General features: G+C 68.7%; 17 protein-coding genes. 10 read left to right on the top strand and 7 right to left on the bottom strand.

The window, feature by feature from the left end; translation table 11 throughout:
* Positions 1–30 precede the first annotated feature (30 nt).
* Together HUA74_RS14550 and HUA74_RS14555 are read left to right on the top strand one after the other, a co-directional pair.
* Positions 31–2,172 (top strand): sulfatase-like hydrolase/transferase, encoded by a 2,142-nt coding sequence (locus HUA74_RS14550; RefSeq protein ID WP_174455012.1) that lies wholly within the window; start codon positions 31–33, stop codon positions 2,170–2,172.
* Positions 2,162–2,530 carry a PaaI family thioesterase gene (locus HUA74_RS14555; protein ID WP_371745577.1) on the top strand — a complete coding sequence of 123 codons (369 nt, stop codon included), beginning with the start codon at positions 2,162–2,164 and terminating at the stop codon, positions 2,528–2,530. The genes HUA74_RS14550 and HUA74_RS14555 overlap by 11 nt, the downstream gene beginning before the upstream one ends.
* Positions 2,531–2,613: 83 nt before the next feature.
* Here the strand turns inward: HUA74_RS14555 and HUA74_RS14560 are convergent, their stop codons facing one another.
* Both HUA74_RS14560 and HUA74_RS14565 read right to left on the bottom strand, forming a co-directional pair.
* Positions 2,614–3,177 (bottom strand): NADH-quinone oxidoreductase subunit B, encoded by a 564-nt coding sequence (locus HUA74_RS14560; protein ID WP_141642903.1) that lies wholly within the window; start codon positions 3,175–3,177, stop codon positions 2,614–2,616.
* A gap of 6 nt (positions 3,178–3,183) precedes the next feature.
* Positions 3,184–3,555: an NADH-quinone oxidoreductase subunit A gene (locus tag HUA74_RS14565; RefSeq protein WP_141642904.1), complete on the bottom strand. Its 372-nt coding sequence runs from the start codon at positions 3,553–3,555 to the stop codon at positions 3,184–3,186.
* 247 nt (positions 3,556–3,802) lie between these two features.
* Here HUA74_RS14565 and HUA74_RS14570 point away from each other — a divergent pair, with 247 nt between their 5' ends.
* Positions 3,803–5,368, top strand: a complete 1,566-nt coding sequence (locus tag HUA74_RS14570; RefSeq protein ID WP_174455014.1) for a methyl-accepting chemotaxis protein — start codon at positions 3,803–3,805, stop codon at positions 5,366–5,368.
* A 9-nt stretch (positions 5,369–5,377) separates the two neighbouring features.
* Here HUA74_RS14570 and HUA74_RS14575 read toward each other — a convergent pair whose 3' ends face one another.
* Positions 5,378–5,605, bottom strand: coding sequence for an amphi-Trp domain-containing protein (locus tag HUA74_RS14575; RefSeq protein WP_141642906.1), 228 nt, complete (start codon positions 5,603–5,605; stop codon positions 5,378–5,380).
* A gap of 56 nt (positions 5,606–5,661) precedes the next feature.
* Here HUA74_RS14575 and HUA74_RS14580 point away from each other — a divergent pair, with 56 nt between their 5' ends.
* Positions 5,662–7,068 carry an aminotransferase class V-fold PLP-dependent enzyme gene (locus HUA74_RS14580; protein ID WP_174455015.1) on the top strand — a complete coding sequence of 469 codons (1,407 nt, stop codon included), beginning with the start codon at positions 5,662–5,664 and terminating at the stop codon, positions 7,066–7,068.
* Between the two features lie 27 nt (positions 7,069–7,095).
* Here the strand turns inward: HUA74_RS14580 and HUA74_RS14585 are convergent, their stop codons facing one another.
* On the bottom strand, positions 7,096–8,772 hold the full coding sequence (locus HUA74_RS14585) for an arylsulfatase (protein ID WP_174455016.1): 1,677 nt from the start codon (positions 8,770–8,772) through the stop codon (positions 7,096–7,098).
* Positions 8,773–8,984: 212 nt separating this feature from the next.
* On the opposite strand from HUA74_RS14585, the gene HUA74_RS14590 reads away from it, so the two are divergent.
* On the top strand, positions 8,985–10,457 hold the full coding sequence (locus HUA74_RS14590; protein ID WP_174455017.1) for a D-arabinono-1,4-lactone oxidase: 1,473 nt from the start codon (positions 8,985–8,987) through the stop codon (positions 10,455–10,457).
* An 11-nt stretch (positions 10,458–10,468) separates the two neighbouring features.
* Here the strand turns inward: HUA74_RS14590 and HUA74_RS14595 are convergent, their stop codons facing one another.
* Both HUA74_RS14595 and HUA74_RS14600 read right to left on the bottom strand, forming a co-directional pair.
* Positions 10,469–11,437 (bottom strand): deoxyhypusine synthase family protein, encoded by a 969-nt coding sequence (locus tag HUA74_RS14595; RefSeq protein WP_141642910.1) that lies wholly within the window; start codon positions 11,435–11,437, stop codon positions 10,469–10,471.
* A gap of 187 nt (positions 11,438–11,624) precedes the next feature.
* On the bottom strand, positions 11,625–12,443 hold the full coding sequence (locus tag HUA74_RS14600) for a PHP domain-containing protein (protein ID WP_141642911.1): 819 nt from the start codon (positions 12,441–12,443) through the stop codon (positions 11,625–11,627).
* Positions 12,444–12,524: 81 nt separating this feature from the next.
* Here HUA74_RS14600 and HUA74_RS14605 point away from each other — a divergent pair, with 81 nt between their 5' ends.
* From HUA74_RS14605 to HUA74_RS14625, 5 genes are all read left to right on the top strand, one after another.
* On the top strand, positions 12,525–12,995 hold the full coding sequence (locus HUA74_RS14605) for an Rrf2 family transcriptional regulator (protein WP_141642912.1): 471 nt from the start codon (positions 12,525–12,527) through the stop codon (positions 12,993–12,995).
* A 12-nt stretch (positions 12,996–13,007) separates the two neighbouring features.
* A complete protein-coding gene (locus HUA74_RS14610) occupies positions 13,008–13,286 on the top strand; it encodes a hypothetical protein (RefSeq protein ID WP_174455018.1) in 279 nt (92 codons plus the stop codon).
* A 58-nt stretch (positions 13,287–13,344) separates the two neighbouring features.
* Complete coding sequence (locus HUA74_RS14615) at positions 13,345–14,568, top strand: deoxyhypusine synthase family protein (protein ID WP_141642914.1); 1,224 nt, start codon at positions 13,345–13,347, stop codon at positions 14,566–14,568.
* 38 nt (positions 14,569–14,606) lie between these two features.
* Entirely contained in the window at positions 14,607–15,041 is a 435-nt protein-coding gene (locus HUA74_RS14620) for an OsmC family protein (protein WP_141642915.1), read from the top strand.
* Between the two features lie 121 nt (positions 15,042–15,162).
* On the top strand, positions 15,163–15,690 hold the full coding sequence (locus tag HUA74_RS14625) for a hypothetical protein (protein WP_141642916.1): 528 nt from the start codon (positions 15,163–15,165) through the stop codon (positions 15,688–15,690).
* 76 nt (positions 15,691–15,766) lie between these two features.
* Here the strand turns inward: HUA74_RS14625 and speA are convergent, their stop codons facing one another.
* Positions 15,767–17,773, bottom strand: a complete 2,007-nt coding sequence (speA, locus tag HUA74_RS14630; protein ID WP_141642917.1) for a biosynthetic arginine decarboxylase — start codon at positions 17,771–17,773, stop codon at positions 15,767–15,769.
* Positions 17,774–17,831: the final 58 nt, after the last annotated feature.

The following is a 17,831-nucleotide window of genomic DNA, read 5'->3' on the forward strand; positions in this document are numbered from 1 at the left end:
CCTGTCGCGTTGCGGTATACACGCGGATGCATGGCTGAGTCCGTTCCTCCTCATCCGTTCCGTTCGCTCGGTTGGCGCCTCGTGCTGGGCGCGGGCCTGGGGTTGGTGTTGTTCGCTGGAGAGTCCTGGCTGCTCTTGCGCTCGGGGCTGGTCGGCGTGGACATCCCCGTGGACGGGCCCTACGCGGCGCTGGCGGCGGCGGTGAGGCCGGTGCTCCCGGGCCTGCTCCTGCGCGTGGCGGCCGTCTACCTGGTGGCGGGGATGGTGCTCGCGGGCGTGGCGTGGGGGCTCGCTCGCGTCTGGGGCCGGGGTGGGGTGGGGGCGACGGCGACAGGCTGGTGCGTGCTCGTCCTGCTGCTGGCGTGGGACCGCGCCATCTCCCGGCCCGCGCTCTTCGACGACCTGCCCGCCGTGCGTCCGCTCCTGGCCTGGCTGGTGGACCATGGCGCACCGTGGCATCCGCGCGCGGCGGCGGTGCTGCTCGCGCTGGTGCATGTCGCGGTGCTCCTGGCCCGACTGGGGACGTGGAAGCGCCGGCTCCAGGTGGGCTTGGGACTGGTGGCCACAGTGGTGGTGCTGTTCGTCGCGGGGCGCGCGGGCGGTGGCGGGACGACGGACGCCAGTCCTCCGCTGGTGGTGCTCATCGGCATCGATGCCTTCCGGCCGGACCGGCTGCGCACGCTGGGCGGAAACGGCGAGGTGGCGCCGCACGTGGACCGGTTCGTGGAGGACGCCACGCTCTTCACGCGGGCGTATACGCCGGTGGCCCAGACGGAGCCCGCGTGGCGCTCGCTGCTCACCGCGCGCTGGCCTCACGAGACGGGCGTGCGCTACGCGCTGACGTCCGAGTCGCGGATGAAGCTCCAGCCCACCTTCGCGGAGTCCTTCGCTCGGGCGGGGTGGCGCACGGTGTTCGCCACGGATTGCTCGCGCTTCCACGCGGAGGGGCCCGCTTCGGGTTTCGCCACCCGGTTGCAACCTCCACGGGGCGCGGTGAACTTCCTCCTGGAGAAGCTGCGCTACCGCGCGCTGGGTGTCTTCGCGGACCATGCCGTCGGTGCCGCGTGGGTGCCGGAGTTCATCGACAACCGCGCGCTGGCTGGCATCCATGACCCCATGGGCTACGCCGGGCGGCTGACGTCCACGCTGCTCGACGAGGCGAGCCAGGGCCCCACGCTGTTCGCCTTCCACGCCACCGCCGCGCACTTCCCGGGCGACCCCGTCCATCCCTTCTACCGGCGCTTCGTGTCGTCGTCCGAGCCCCTGGAGCGCCGGCTGCGCATGCACTTCGCCCCCGTGTCTCCCGGCGCGAAGGGCGGATGGAGTCGCGACGGGGCGGAGGCGCTCTACGACGAGCTCATCTCCCAGGCGGATGCGCAGGTGGGCATGTTGCTGGACGCGCTGCGCCGCTCGGGGCGGTATGACGACGCGCTCATCGTCCTCATGTCGGACCACGGCGAGAGCTTCCACGAGGACCGGCCGGACCTGGCGGGCGCGACGCCCGTGCATGGCGCGCGGCTGTCCGAGCTGGAGAACCGCATCCTGCTCGCGGTGAAGCCGCCGAAGGGACGCGCGGGTGCGCCCGCCACCTCGGAGGCGCTGGTGCGTCTGGTGGATGTGGGGCCCACGCTGCTGGAGCTGTCGAGCCTGCCCGCGCTCTCCGGCGTGGACGGCGTGTCCCTGGCGCCGCTCTTGCGCGGTGAGTCGCTTTCGCCGTTGAACCTGTACGCGGAGACGGGCTTCACGCACGTCTCGCCCGAGGTGTTCGACAGGGGGCACTGGCCCGGCGCGCCTCGCGCGTTCGACGCGTACCGCATCCGCCCGGACGGCGTGGTGGAGCTGGGTGACGCGGCGCACGAAGCCGTGGTGTTGGAGAAGGACCGGGGCGCGTTCGACGGACAGCGTTGGTGGGTGGACCGACCGCAGGCGGATGGCACCCTGCTGCGCGTGTGTGAAGGGGACTGTGAAGGGCTGGACGCGCTGGCGCTGGAGTCGTGGCTGGACACGGTGCGAGGACGGACGCCGGAAGGGGACTCGCGTAAGGTGGCCGGCCATGTCGACGACTCCAGACGCCCCGTCTCTCCAGGAACAGTACGCCCCCCACAACAGCTGCTTCGGCTGCGGCCCGGCCAACACCCAGGGCCTGCGCATCCGCAGCCGCGTGGAGGGTGACCTCGTCGTCGCCGAGTGGACGCCCTCCGAGCACCACCAGGCCTTTCCGGGCGTGCTCAACGGCGGAATCATCGGCGCGCTGCTGGACTGTCACTGCAACTGGACGGCGGCGTACCACCTGATGAAGGCGCAGGGCGCGTCCTCTCCTCCGTGTACCGTGACGGCCGACTACTCCATCACCCTCAAGCGCCCCACGCCCATGTCCGGGCCGGTGCGGCTGGAGGCGAAGCCGGTGGAGCTCAAGGGCGACCGCGCGGTGATTGAAGGCACGCTCACCGCGGGCGGCAAGGTGACGGCGCTGTGCCGGGGCACCTTCGTCGCGGTGAAGGAAGGCCACCCCGCGTACCACCGCTGGTGAGGGCGGAAACACCAGGGGCCCCGACGCCACCCCTCTGGAGGGGAGGCACGCGGGGCCCCGGGAGCAAGACGAAGGCTTTTTGACTACTTGCCCATGGAGATGAGCAGGTCGTGCCGGGCGGCCGTCTGGTTGGGCTGCTCGCGGTCAGCGATTCGGTGGACCTGGTTGGCGATCTTGTCCTGGAGGAGCATGAGACCGTCCAGCACCTGCTCCGGACGGGGCGGGCAGCCGGGGATGTAGACGTCCACCGGGAGGATGCGGTCGATGCCCTGGAGCACCGCGTAGTTGTCGTAGAAGCCGCCCGAGGACGCGCACACGCCGAAGGACACGACCCACTTGGGCTCGGTCATCTGCTCGTACACGCGCTTGAGGATGGGGGCCTGCTTCAGGTTGATGGTGCCCACCACCATCAGGAGGTCCGCCTGACGCGGCGAGAAGCGGGGGAACTCGGCGCCGAAGCGCGCGATGTCGTGACGGCTGGCCGCCACGGACATGTACTCCATGCCGCAGCAGGCGGTGGCGTACGGGTAGGTGAACAGCGAGTACTTACGGGCCCAACCCAGGCCCTTGGAGACCATGCGCTGGAAGAAGCCCATGGCTTCGTCGCGGCGGGTCGTCAGCACTGGAGCGATGTCTGAATCAGCCATGATGTCTCAGCTCTCCCAATCCAGGGCGCCCTTTTTCCAGACGTAGATGAGGCCCACCACCAGGGTCACCGCGAAGACCAGCATCTCCACGTACCCGAACCAACCGAGCGCCTGGAAGTTCACCGCCCACGGGTACATGAACACGGCTTCCACGTCGAACACGATGAACAACAACGCGACGACGTAGAACTTCACGGCGAAGCGCTGGCGTGCCGGGCCGCTCGACTCGGAGCCGGCCTCGAACGGAGTGGACTTGATGGCGCTCGGGCGACTGGGGCCCAGCAGCGACGTGATGAAAGGAATCGCGACGCCCATGATGCCGGCCAGCAGCAGCACCACCGCCAGGGGCAGGTAGGGCGAGAGGGGAGAGGGAGTCATCGCGCGCGGAACCTAATGACACCGGCCTTGCCATGTCAAAGGGAAAGTCCCCCTGCTCGGTGCCGCAACCCCTTGAGATAACGATGAAAAGCAGGGCTTGTCGACTCCGGCGGCGAGCAGGGGGCCTGGGACGGTTCCCCGCATGCCCCGCGAGCAGCGGGCTCGTTTGACGCTTCTGGGGACGCACGCCTACCGTCGGGCGGCGCCGGCGGCCGGCGATCAGCGCGTCACTTGGGAGACGACAGGCATGTGGGGGCGGCTCGGCTTGCGGATGCAGGTGGCCATCGCGGTGCTCGTGCCCTGTCTCACGGTCATCGGCCTGTGCATCTGGAACTTCTCCGCCCGGCAGCGCGAGGTCTCCCTGGAACTGCTCCAGAAGCGGGCGCGGGTCCTCGCCACGCTCGTGGCCAACCACCCGGCGACGCGGGAGTGGGACGGCACGGAGGCTTCCAAGGAGCGCCTGGACACCGTGCTGGCCCAGTTGGAGGCCCGTGACGTCAACGGTGAGGGTGGCTTCACGGTGAACTACCAGGGGCTGCTCGGGCCGGACGGCCGCCCCGTGTATGAGTCCGCGACGCGGCTGCCCGAGCATGCGCGCGGTCGGACGGCGGTGACTCGGGAAGGCTGTGTGACGTCGCTCCTGGCGCTGCGCGAGGTGTCGGTGCGCTGCGCGAGCGGCGAGCGGACGTATGTCGTGGGCCTGGGCCTGGACGAGGCGGCGGCCTCCGTCACCGAGCTGAAGGGCTCCGTGGTGGCGGGGCTGGTGGGCGCGCTGGTGCTGGGGCTGCTGCTCGCGGCGCTCATCGGGCGGACCATCGTCGAGCCCGTGTCCCAGGTGACGGACGTGGTGCGGGACGTGGCCCGTGGAGACGTGTCGCGCGTGGAATTGGATGTGCCGGCCACGGGCGAGGTGCGGTTGATGGCGCAGTCCTTCAACCAGATGCTCGGCACGCTGCGAATCACGGTGCTGGAGCTGGTGTCGCGCACGGAGCAGTTGTCCGGCGCGTCACGTGGACTGCTGGGCGCCTCCGCGGACCAGGAGCACGTCATCAGTCAGCAGGCGGCGTACGCGCAGCAGATCGCCGCGACGTTCGAGGAGCTGAGCCGCACGGCGGAGCAGATCTCCAGCTCCACCGAAGTCGTGGAGTCGAGCGCCCGTCGCACGCACGAGGCCGTGGCCGAGGCGATGGCGGTGGTGGCGCAGGTGGTCGCGGGCATCAACGACATCCGCACCGAGTCCAAGGGCGTGGCGGACGCGATTGTCGGCCTCAACCAGGACCTGCAGCAGGTGTCCAAGATTGCCCACGTCATCAATCAGGTGGCGGAGCGCTCGGACCTGCTGGCGTTGAACGCGGCGCTGGAGGGCACCAAGGCGGGCGAGGTGGGGCGGGGCTTCTCGCTGGTGGCGGCGGAGATGCGCAAGCTGGCGGAGAACGTGTCGGCCTCCGCGCGGGACATCGGCCGCATCGTCGAGAAGGTGCAGGACTCCGGCGAGGAGGCCGCGTCCAAGGCGCGCGTGGGCATGGCCACCAGCGACCGGGGCGTCGAGGTGGCGGAGCAGGCTTCCTCGGTGTTCCAGCGAATCGTGGAGTTGGCGCGCGGCACCAGCGAGGCCGCTCGGCAGATCACCATCGCCACGCGGCAGCAGCGTCAGTCCAGCGAGCAGGCGGTGCAGGGCGCTCGCAACGTGGCGGAGCTGGTGAAGCAGGGCGTGGACGCCACGGGCCGCACTACGCGAATCGCCCAGGACCTCCAGGCGGTGGCCGAGGGGCTCACCGCCGTCACCAGTCGCTTCAAGACGACGCGGAGCTGAGAGAGGCGCCTACTCGTCGCGCGTCCAGCGGACCTGGAGCTCCAGCTCGTCCACGTCGCCTTCGCGCTCGTGCTCGATGCTGAAGTGCGCATGGGCGGGGACGTGCAGGCGCTCGCCGGCCACCTGGATGCTGAACCCCTTGCCGCTCTCCACCGCGTCCGCGAGGCGTCGCAGCTTCGCGACGAACTGTGCGCGGGGATAGACCTTCTCGATGTCACGCTTCGGTCGCTTCGCCATCGCTTCATCCTGCCAGCGACGTGCAAACCCGTCGAACTTCATTACTGTGCGCGCCCATGGGCTCGCTCGAACTGTCCCCCGCGCATTTCCGGCGTCTGGCTGACCGCGTCTCCACCCTGGCCGAGGAGTGGCTCGAAGGGCTCGACTCACGCCCCATCGCGCCCTCCATCACCGGCGCCGCATCGGAGGCGATGTTCTCCGAAGGGCTCCCCGAGCAGGGCCTCGGAGACGCCGCGCTGGATGCGCTGCGGCCCTTCATGGAGGGCTCTCGCGCGGGCAACGCGCGGTTCCTCGCCTACGTGTTCGGCTCGGGCGAGCCGGTGGGTGTGCTCGGCGACTACGTGGCCAGCGTGGTGAACCAGAACGTCACCGCGTGGCGATCGGCGCCCACGGTGGTGAGCCTGGAGCGCTCGGTGATTCGGAGCCTCGCGAGCGCGGTGGGCTGCGAGGGCTTCACCGGGAGCTTCGCGGGGGGAGGCTCCTCCGCCAACCTCATGGCCCTGGCCATGGCGCGTGAGTCGCTCGCTCCCGCCAATGAGGACGGCGCCCCGTCCGGCGTGGTGTACGCGTCGGCTGAAGTCCACATGTCCATTCCCAAGGCTGTCGCGCTCCTGGGCCTGGGGCGCAAGAACCTGCGGCTGATTCCCACGGATGCGCAGTGGCGGATGCGTCCGGACGCGCTGGCTCGCGCGATAGCCGAGGACAAGGCCGCGGGCCTACGTCCCCTGGCCGTGGTTGCGACGGCGGGCACGGTGAACACCGGCGCGGTGGACCCGCTGACGGCGGTGGCGGCGCTGGCGCGCGAACACGGCCTGTGGATGCACGTGGATGGCGCCTACGGCGCGCTCGCGGCCATGGCCTTCCCGGAGCGCTTCGAGGGACTGGGTCTGGTGGACTCACTGTCCATGGATGCGCACAAGTGGCTCTATCAGCCAGCGGACTGCGGCGTGCTGCTGTTCCGCGACGCGAAGGCCGCGCGGCGTGCCTTCTCCTTCACGGGGGATTATGCGCGCGCCCTGAACGCGGACCCGGTGGAGGGCTTCGCGTTCTTCGACGAGTCGATGGAGCTGTCACGTCGCGCTCGAGCACTGAAGGTGTGGCTCTCCGTCCGCTTCCACGGGCTCGCCGCGTTCCGCGAGGCCATCCGCCGCGACGTGCGGAACGCGGAGCGCCTGGAGGCGCTCGTCCGGGACACGGCGGGACTGGAACTCCGCTCCCCGGCGACGCTGAGCGCGGTGTGCTTCCGCTACACGGGCGGACTTCCGGACGCGGGGCTCGACGACTTCAACACGCGACTGCTGGCGCGAATCAACCGGCGGGGCCGTGTCTACATCTCCAACGCGACGCTGGAGGGACGCTTCTTCCTGCGCGCCTGCTTCGTGAACCACCGCACCACGCCCGAGGACGTGGCGACGGTGGTTCACGAGGTGCTCGCGGCGGCGGAGGAGCTCAGGGTCTCGTAGTCACGTCACGCGGCCCTGGGCGCGGGCTCAGGCGTGACTCTGCTGGAAGCGGTGGAGGGCCTCCTCCACCTCGTTGGCGAGCGCCATCACCTGGTCGCCGACCTCCGACTTCCCGTCGCGCTGAGCCTCCTTCATCTTCTCCTTCACCTTGTCCTTGAGGGGGCCGATGCTCAGGCTGCCCGGGGCCTGACTGGGCACGTAGTCGATGAGGCTCTCCGCGAACTTCTTCACCAGCGCCTGGGCCGGGACGAAGAGGAACATGCGCTGGCCGTACCATTGCGTGTACAGGCCGGAGAAGAGCGCCTCCTCGAACGGGTCCGAGCGCAGGTTGAGGATGTAGGGCCAGGAGGGGTTGAAGCGCTTGCCGCTGAACCACATGTCCGGGCCCCGGCCATCCTGGTAGCTGAAGATGACCTTCCAGTCGTCGTAGCGCACCGCCGCGATGTTGCCGCTGTCGAGCACGTAGATGAACTCGTGTCGCTGTCCCGGCTCCTTGCCCGCGAGCAGCCCGCGCTGGTCATACCCATCCAGGTGCACGCGGAACTTCTTCTTCCCCACGGTGTGGCCCTGCTTGCACTTGTCCACGATATCCTCGGGACCGCCCGACGCCGCGACGAAGGTCGGCATCCAGTCCTCGTGCGCGAAGATGTCGTTGATGACGGTGCCTGGCTCGATGACCCCGGGCCACTTCACGACGCAGGGGACACGCACGCCGCCCTCCCACGTGGAGCCCTTCTCGCCCCGGAAGGGCGAGTTGCCGCCGTCGGGCCAGCCCATCTTCTCCACGCCGTTGTCGGTGGAGAACACGACGATGGTGTTGTCCGCGATGCCCAGGTCATCCAGCTTCTTCAGCAGCATGCCCACGTGGTCATCCAGCTCCGTCATTGCATCCGCGTACAGGCCCTTGCCCGTCTTGTTGCGGTACTTCTCCTGCAAGAACGTCCACACGTGGGTGCGCGTGCTGTTGTGCCAGAGGAAGAAGGGCTTGTCGTCCTTCGCCGCGCGCTCCATGAACGACAGGGAGGACTTGAGGAACTCCTCGTCCACCGTCTCCATGCGCTTCGTCGTGAGCGGCCCGGTGTCGACAATCTTCTGCCGACCCACGCGGCCCCAGCGTGGATCCTCCGTCGGGTCGTCGCGGTCCGTGGACCAGCAGTGGAGCACCCCTCGCGGACCGAAGCGCTCCTTGAACGCCGGGTCCTTCGGGTAGTCGGGGCACTCGGGCTCGTTCTCCGCGTTGAGGTGGTAGAGGTTGCCGTGGAACTCGTCGAAGCCGTGCACCGTGGGCAGGTAGCGATTCGAGTCGCCCAGGTGGTTCTTGCCGAACTGCCCGCACACGTAGCCCTGGGGCTTGAGCAGCTCCGCGATGGTGGGGTCCGAGTCCTGGAGGCCGTAGGCGGCGCCTGGCATGCCGATGGTCGTGAGCCCCGTGCGCAGCGGGTTCATGCCCGTGATGAAGGCGGCGCGGCCCGCGGTGCAGCTCTGCTGGCCGTAGCAGTCCGTCATCATCGCGCCCTCCTTCGCGATGCGGTCGATGTTGGGCGTCCGGTAACCCATCATTCCCTGGTTGTAGGCGCTGACGTTCCACAGGCCGATGTCGTCACCCCAGATGACCAGGATGTTCGGCTTCTTCCCCGGCTGCTTGCTGTCGTGGCCGTTGCCGTTGCCGTTGCCCTTGCTCTTGGATTTTCCGATGAACGCCATTCGCTCCGCCCCCCGCTGTCCCGCCGTCGGTGAAATCCGTCCGGCCGACAGGCAAGGTGAGGCGGGGTGGTGTGAGGGGCGACTTGCCCTGCGGGGCAGTGGTCGGCCGGCTCCATTCCCGAACCCGTGCGTCCAGGCGAGCGTCGCCCCGCCCCAATGACTCACACCCGCGGCCGTTGCGCCTCCCTCTTTCGAGAAACGAGGGGGGACCCATGACGCTGGACCGCATTCGCCGCATCGCGCGCACGTGGCGCATCAACACGCTCAACACCGCTGTCTATGTCGCGTCGGGTGGCACCAAGACACTTCACGAAGGTCACTTCGCCCGCTGGCGCGGAACCTGGCGCAACTGGAGCCGGACCTTCGAATGTCAGCCCGAGCGTTTCGAGACGCCGGGCACGGAGGCGGAGCTGTGTCGCATCGTCCGTGAGTCGGAGAAGGTCCGCGTCGTGGGCGGGGGACATTCGTTCAACCGCTGTCCGCTGACCCAGGGGACCCTGATTTCGCTCGACGCGCAGAACCGCGTCCTGGAGGTCGACATGGAGCGGCGAGTGGTGCGCGTCCAGGCTGGCATCCGGCTGCGCGACTTCACCCGGCGGCTCCTGGAGCACGGCCTCGCGTTACCGGTGCTCGGGTCCACGAACGCGCAGAGCCTGGGGGCGCTGATTGGCACGGACCTGCACGGCACGGGCAGGTCGCATGGCTTCCTCTCCGAGCAGGTGCTGTCGCTGCGCGTGGTGGACGCCGCGGGCGAGGCGCGCACGCTCCGGCGCGGCACGCCCGAGTTCCATGCGGTGGCGGGCTCGATTGGCACCTGCGGCGTCGTCACCGAGTTGGAGCTCCAGTGTGTCCCCGCGTTCAACCTGGAGAAGCGCCTGGAGGTCGTCCCGCGTCGGTGGGCCGAGGACCACCTGGACGAAATCCTCGGCACCCATGACCACGTCAGCTTCTATTACGTGGGCGGGATTGACGCGGAGCACGTCCGGATGAACGTGTGGAACCGGTCGACGCGGCCTCCATCGCGGTTCTGGCACCTCCGGAAGATGGGGCTGGAGCTGCTGGACATGTCGCTGTCGGGCTATCTGCTCGGCTTGTCCCGGGTGCTGATGTTGACGGAGCCCTTCGCGAAGGTCGGCTTGTTCTTCATGAAGCTCACGCAGCAGGGACGCAAGACGGTGCTCCCCATGTGCTCCGCCTTCTCGCGCCAGCTCTTCTACCACCACGATGAGATTGAGTACGGCGTGCCCTTCGCCGTGCATCAGCGGTGTCTCCAGGAGGTGTTCGACCTGCTGAAGCGACGGCGCTTCGTCTGCATCGTCGAGGTGCGCTTCACGCCCGCGACCTCCATGGCCACGGTGGGGCCGGGCGTGGGGCGGCGCACGTGTTTCATGGAGCTGGCGCCCAGCCTGTCCGTCGACTCGAGCTCCGTCTTCGCGGAGGCGGAGCAGATCTTCCTCAAGTACGGCGGGCAGGTTCATCTGGGGAAGGCGACGCGCGCCACCGAGGAGGACATGGAGCGGATGTATGGCGTGCGCTGGCACGCGCTGCGCACCGTGCAGCGCGCCCAGGACCCCGATGGGAAGTTCGTCAACGACTTCGTGGCCCGCGTCTTCGGCCCCACGCGGAGGCTGGAGACGCGGGACGAAGACGCGCCGACACCGGAGCCCGTCGTCTCCTGGGGCTGAAGCGCCGCGCGCTACTGGTCCAGGACGTAGGCGAACAGCAGGGGGGCGACGATGGAGGCATCGCTCTCGACGATGTACTTGGGCGTGTCGAGGCCCAGCTTGCCCCAGGTGATCTTCTCGTTCGGCACCGCGCCCGAGTACGAGCCGTAGCTCGTCGTCGAATCGCTGATCTGACAGAAGTAGCCCCAGAGCGGCACGCCGGTGCGCTGCAAATCTTGATGCAGCATGGGCACCACGCAGATGGGGAAGTCGCCCGCGATGCCGCCGCCAATCTGGAAGAAACCCACGGGCGTCTTCGGAGCCACGTCCGTGTACCAGGCGGCCAGTGTCTGCATCGCCTCGATGCCGGTGCGTACCGTGTGCACGTTCTTCACGTCCCCGGAGATGCAGTGCCCCGCGTACATGTTGCCGAGCGTCGCGTCCTCCCAGCCCGGCACCCAGATGGGCAGGTTCTTCTCGCACGCGGCCAGCAGCCAGCTGTTCTTCGGGTCGATTTCGTAGCTCGACTCCAGCTTGCCGCCGCGCAGCACGCGGTACATGAACTCGTGCGGGAAGTAGCGCTCGCCCGCGCGGTCCGCCGCCATCCACTCCTCGAGCACCACCGCTTCGATGCGCCGCATCGCCTCCATCTCCGGGATGCAGGTGTCGGTGACGCGATTCATGTGCCGCCCGAGCAACGCCAGCTCATCCGCGGGCGTGAGGTCCCGGTAGTTCGGCACCCGCTCGTACGCCTCGTGGGCCACGAGGTTGAAGAGGTCCTCTTCCAGGTTCGCCCCGGTGCAACTGATGGCGTGGACCTTGTCCTGGCGAATCATCTCCGCCAGGGAGATGCCCAGCTCGGCCGTGCTCATGGCCCCCGCCAGTGTCACCAGCATCTTTCCGCCGCCATCGACGTGACGGCGGTAGCCCTCGGCCGCGTCCACGAGCGCGGCGGCGTTGAAGTGACGGAAGTGCGTCCGACAGAAGTCCCTGATTCCCATGCGTGCTGCTCCCGGCGACCACGAGGTACAAGCGCGGGGGCTGTCGCCAGGAACACACCACGCCTGAACGCTCTACGGTCCGGACTGGCACCGCCATCGAAGCGTCGGGTGGCTCGGCGGGGTTCGTATATTCGCTTCACCCACGCGCCGCAACATGGGCGGCGGGCCTGCTCGGCGGGCAGGGAGCTCAGGCGGCGGCGCGGGACTTCAGCTTCGCGAACAACTCCGGCGGCATCGCGGCCGTGCCCAGGCGGTGCTCGGGCGACACGGCCTCTCCATGGAAGTCACTGCCGGCGGTGGGCACCAGGTCGTGCTCCTTCGCCAGAGCCAGATACTTCTGCCGCAGCCCCGGGTTGTGGTCCGCGTGCAGCACCTCCAGGCCGGAGAGCCCCGCCTTCGTCAGCTCGCGAATCTCCATCCGCTCCGCCTTGGACGAGCCCGGGTGCGCCAGCGTCGCCGTGCCGCCCGCGTTGCGGATGAGGCGGATGGCGTCCGCGCCGTCCAGCTTGAAGCGCTCCACCCAGGCCATGCCCCGCGTCCCCAGGAAGCGGTCGAACGCGGCCTTCATGTCCACCGCCCAGCCCTGGTCCACCAGCACCCGCGCCAGGTGCGGCCGGCCCAACTGCGCATCCCCCGCGACGGCCAGCACATGCTCCATGCGCACCGGGAAGCCCAGTTGCTGCATCCGGGCCACCATGGCCTCCATGCGCTGCTCGCGCTCGCCGCGCAGGCGCTGGGCGAACCGCGCGAGGTCCTCGTCGTCCGGCCTCACGAAGTGCCCGAGGATGTGTACCTCGCGACCCAGGACGAAGGCGGACACCTCGATGCCCGGCACCAGCTCCACGCCGTGAGCGCGCGCCGCTTCGCCGGCCTCCGCCAGCCCCGCCACCGTGTCGTGGTCCGTCACCGACAGCACCGTCACCCCCGCCGCCGCCGCGCGCGCCATCAGCTCCGTGGGCGTGTACTGGCCGTCGCTGGCGGTGGTGTGGGAGTGCAGGTCGATCATCTCGGGCTCCGGGGCGAGCGGTTGAAAGCCGCACTGTCGCGACCTAGGCTCTTCTTCAAACCACGGACAACGTCAAGAGCGATGCCGCAGCACCCACTCCAAATCTCACGAAAGATTGAGTACGGGCTGCGAGCCATGACCTTCCTGGCCTCACAACCCCTGGAGCGCATGGTTCCCTTCCGGGAAATCGCGCGCCGGATGGACGTGCCCGAGGACTTCCTCGCCAAGATTCTCAAGGTCCTCGTCTCCCAGAAGCTCGTGCGGTCCACCCGGGGCGCGCACGGGGGCTACGCGCTGTCCCGGCCCGCCCGCGAGGTGACGTTCCTGGAGGTCATCGAGGCGGTGGAAGGGCCCGTCCACGTCAATGTCTGCCAGGACACGCAGCACGATGGCTGCAAGGCCACCGGCAGCTGCACCATGTACGGCGTCTGGAAGCTGGGGCAGCAGCGGATGCTGGACGTGTACCGCTCCACCACGCTGGACCGTCTGGCGATGACAGAGTTGCGGGCCCCGTCGGAAACCGGCTCGCCGGCCGTGACGGCGCGGGCCTAGACTGCCCGGCCCATGGCCAAGAAATCCGACACGAGCATCGAGAACCGGGTGTACCTCTTCGAGTCGCTCGCCAGCAGCTACGTGGCCGCGGCCTCGGAGGCGCTGGGCTCCAAGGACTCCGCCGAGCGCGAGCGTGCCCGGAGGGCCCTCGCGGAGCTGGCCTTCGTCTCCTGTGTGGTGGCGGACACCGGGGACCTGACGCCCGAGCAGGTCCGGGAGCGGGTGCTGAGCGCGCCCGCCGTCGACGCCGCCCCCCAGAAGCGCGGCAGCCGTCGCAAGCGCGACAAGTAGGGGCGGGGGCTCAGGCGGTGCTCCCCTTGGCGGGCGGGCGGTGTTAGATCGCCGCGCCATGGCCAAGACCTCCTCGAACCCGAAGAAGTCCCTCCGCTCCGCGTACTCCGGCGCCCGCAAGGCGGACCCCCGTCCCATCACCGGCAAGGAGAGGCCGGCGGAACTGCTCGCCCACGCCTTCAGCGCCTACGTGGGCCGCCAGGAGCGCACCGCGTTCGAGCTGATGTCCAAGTCGATGGAGGACGACGCGTCCATCTTCCTCACGCTGTCGGGCGCGATGACGCCGGCGGGTCTGCACCAGAGCTGTCTGATTCCCCTCATCGAGAAGGGCGTCATCTCCGCCATCACCACGACGGGCGCGAATCTGTACCACGACGCCCACCGCATCATCGGCCACGCCATCCGCGAGGTGAACCCCAACGCGGGCGACCTCCAGTACCGGCTGGCGCGCATCATCCGCATCTATGACCTGGGTTTCTGGGAGGAGGCGCTGCTCGACACCGACCGCCTCTTCTCCGCCATCATCCGGCAGCCCGAGTTCCAGAAGAAGATGACCACGCCGGAGTTCCACTTCCTGCTCGGCAAGGCCATCCACGGAATCGAAAAGCAGCTGGGCGTGAAGCAGCCGTCGCTCCTGTCCACCTGCTACAAGCACGCGGTCCCCATCTGGGTGGGCGCGGTGCAGGACGGCTCCATCTTCCTGAACATCGTCAAGCTCAAGCGCTTGCTCGGGCCCGAGTTCAAGTTCGAGCTCGACATCAACGACGACGTCTACTCCATGGCGGCGATGCAGCACTTCTGCCGGCACAACGGCAGCAAGCGGCTGGCCATCTGGATTCTGGGCGGCGGCGTGCCGAAGAACTACACGCTCCAGGGTGAGCCGCTGCTGGACCAGATTCTCAACGTCCCCACGTCGGGCTTCGACATCGACGTGCAGTTCTGCGTGGATCCGGTGGACAACGGCGCGCTGTCCAGCTGCCCCGCGGGCGAGGGCCACACCTGGGGCAAGGTCTCCGTGGAGGCGGTGGAGACGGGCTCCGTCTACGTCCACTGCGACGTGACGGCGGTGTTCCCCTGGCTGACGCACGCGCTGCTCAACGAGCCGAAGAACAAGCGCAAGCCCATGCGGCTGATGGACCGGCTGCCGGAGGCCATCACCTTCCTCGACGCCGACGTGAAGAAGCGCAGCAAGGCGCTGATGAAGACGCTGGACTGGAGCGTGGAGGAGGCGGAGCCTTCCACCAAGAAGGACGCGAAGAAGCACGAAGCCTACGTCCGCTGAACGCCCCAGGCCCCCAGGCTCCAAGGAGCTTCCGACCCATGAGCACGCAACAGCCCCCAGCCACCGGCGTGGTGATGACCCTGGTCAGCCACGCCCAGTTCAAGACGCAGCTCACCCATGGCCCCTCCAGCGCGGGTCTCCAGACGGAGGCGCCTCGCGACAACGGCGGCACCGGCGGCAGCTTCTCGCCCACGGACCTGGTGGGCGCGGCGCTGATGTCCTGCGCGGTGACGACGATGCACCTGTTCGCCTCGCGCGAGGGCATCGCCCTGGGAGAGATTCGCGCGAAGGTGGAGAAGCGGATGACGCCGCCGCCGCGCCGCATTGGCGAACTGGTGCTGGACATCCAGATGCCCGCGGGCCTGTCCGCCGAGCACCGTGCTCGCCTGGAGCAGGTGGGCCGTGAGTGTCCGGTGGCTCGCAGCCTCCACCCCGAGGTGAAGCTGCCGCTGACGTTCAGCTACCCGGACTGAGCCGGGCGCCCGGCTGTCCGGCCGTCCCCCAGTGGAGCCTCCGGGCCTTTGCTGCCCGGAGGCTCCCGCGTGAGAACCCTTCCCCCGCGGCGGTGTGGGCCGCGTGGCCGGGAGGGGCGGCATGGATGCGAAGCGACTGGGTATCTATCTCAGCGATCACCACGCGGGCTCGGTGGCGGGCATCGCGCTGGCGCGGCGCACCGAGTCGGAGAATCACAGCAACCCCGTGGGCCACTTCCTGGCCGCGCTCATCCCGGAGCTGCGCCAGGACCAGCGGACGCTCGAGGCGGTGATGCGGGCCCTGGAGCTGCGCAAGGACCCGCTCAAGTCCCGCGTCGCGTGGGTGATGGAGAAGGCGGGCCGCCTGAAGCTCAACGGCCACTGGGTGCGCTACTCGCCCTTGAGTCGCCTCATCGAACTGGAGGGCCTGTGCACGGCCACCGAGGGCCGCATGTCCCTGTGGAGCACGCTGGCGCGGCTCCAACTTCACGACTTGCGGCTGGCGGGCTTCGACTTCGAGTCGCTCGTCGCCCGGGGTGAGCTGCAACAGGCGGGGCTCCAGCGGCTGCGCGCCCGCGCGGCGGATGTCGCCTTCGCGGACGAGCCCACGCCCTTCGGCGCCGGGGAGCCCGCCATCGCCAGCTACTGAAAACACCACGCCCCCCGACGCTTCCCCTCAAGGGGCGCGGCGGAGGGCGGGGTTTGAAGCGTCGAAGGCGAAGTGACTACGTGCCCGACGGAGACACCGGAGGACGGGTGGCGTCCGGCACCGGCACCAGACGGAGCTGGCTGGCGCTGCCCGCGAAGGTCGCGTCCACGCCGCGCTCCAGGTACGTGTAACCGGACAGGCCGTCCTCGTACATGCGCAGCAGGGTGCGCGACTCGTCCAGGGAGATGCGGCCCTGGCGCAGCGCCATCTCGGTGAACTTGCGCAGCCGGGCCACCAGGTCATCCCTGCTGTAGCTGACGTAGTTCAGCACTTCCGTCACGGTGTCACCGGCCACCACGTGGTCGATGAGGTAGCCCCCGTTGGGCGCCAGCGACACCTGCACCGTGTGCGTGTCCCCGAAGAGGTTGTGCAAGTCGCCGAGAATCTCCTGGTACGCGCCGACCAGGAAGATGCCCAGGTAGTAGTCGTCATCGTTGAGCGCGTGCAGCTCCAGCGCGTCCTTCACCTCGCGCTTGTCGATGAAGTGCTCAATCTTGCCGTCCGAGTCGCAGGTGATGTCCGCCAGCGTCGCGCGGCGCGTCGGCTTCTCCGCCAGCCGGTGGATGGGCATCATCGGGAAGAGCTGGTCAATCGCCCACGAGTCCGGCAGCGACTGGAACACGGAGAAGTTGCAGAAGTACGTGTCGCTGAGCGCCTTCTCGAGCGAGTCCAGCTCCTCGGGAATCTCGCCGGCCTCCTTCGCGATGCGCATGATCTTGTGGCAGGTGGCCCAGTAGATGTTCTCGGCCGCCACGCGCTGCTCCAGCGACAGGTGACCCAGCGAGAAGAGGGTGAGGCTCTCCTCCTTGGCATCCTGCGCGTCGTGCCACGCCTCCAGCAGGTTCTTGTTCGTCACCTCGCGGAAGGTGGACAGGAGGTTGCGCACCACCGAGGGCGCCTTCTCGTCCACCTTGTCTGGCACGTGGGCCGGGTCGAACTCGCTGGTGCCCAGCACGTCCACCACCAGCACCGCGTGGTGCGCGACGACGGCGCGGCCCGACTCGGAGACGAGCGTCGGGTGCGGCACGCCAGCGCGGTCACACGCCTCCATCACGCCGAAGACGACGTCGTTGGCGTACTCCTCCGTCGTGTAGTTCATGGAGGAGGCGAAGTTCGTCTGGGAGCCGTCGTAGTCCACGCCCAGGCCACCGCCCACGTCCAGGTACTTCAACGGCGCGCCCTGACGCGCCACCTCCACGTAGAAGCAGCCCACCTCGCGCAGCGCGTTCTTCACGTTGCGGATGTTGGAGATCTGGCTTCCCAGGTGGAAGTGCAGCAGTTCGAAGGCGGGCAGCAGGCCCGTGTCCTTCATGAAGCTGATGCAGCTCATCAGCTCCGACGAGGACAGGCCGAACTTGGAGCGGTCTCCGCCGCTGGCCTCCCACTTGCCGGCGCCACGGGTGGACAGCTTCACGCGCATGCCCAGCCGCGGGGTGATGCCCGTGCGGCGCGAGACCTCCGCGATGAGGGGCAGCTCGCTGGGCTTCTCCACGACGAGGATGACGTTGCGGCCCAGGCGCGAATAGAAGAGGGCCGTCTCGATGTACTCCTCGTCCTTGTAGCCGTTGCAGATGACGAGCGCTTCCTCGTTCTCCAACAGCGCCATCACCGCCATCAGCTCCGGCTTGCTGCCGGCTTCCAGGCCGTAGTTGTAGCCCTTGCCCGCCTCGATGATGGTCTCCACCACGTAGCGGTGCTGGTTCACCTTGATGGGGTAGACGCCCCGGTAGCCGCCCTTGAAGCCCTGGTCGGCCATGGCCTTGCGGAAGGCCTCGTTGAGGTGGACGACGCGGTGGCGCAGCACATCCGTGAAGCGCAGCAGCAGCGGCAGTCCAATGCCCCGGCGACGAACTTCGTCCACCAGGTCCTTCAAGTCCATGCTGGGGGCCTGGGGGCCGTCCGGATGGACGCAGACGTGGCCCTTGTCGTTGATGCCGAAGTAGGGCGAGCCCCAGTTCCGGATTCCATAGAGCTCGTGCGCGTCAGCGAGGGTCCAGCGGTGCGGAGGGGCGTTTGCGGGCATCGGCGGTTCGAGGCTCCCAGGGAAATGGAGGGTGGACTCCAGTCAACACTGGAGGGGC

It is taken from the genome of Myxococcus sp. CA051A (genome assembly GCF_013336705.1).
Classification (GTDB): domain Bacteria; phylum Myxococcota; class Myxococcia; order Myxococcales; family Myxococcaceae; genus Myxococcus; species Myxococcus llanfairpwllgwyngyllgogerychwyrndrobwllllantysiliogogogochensis.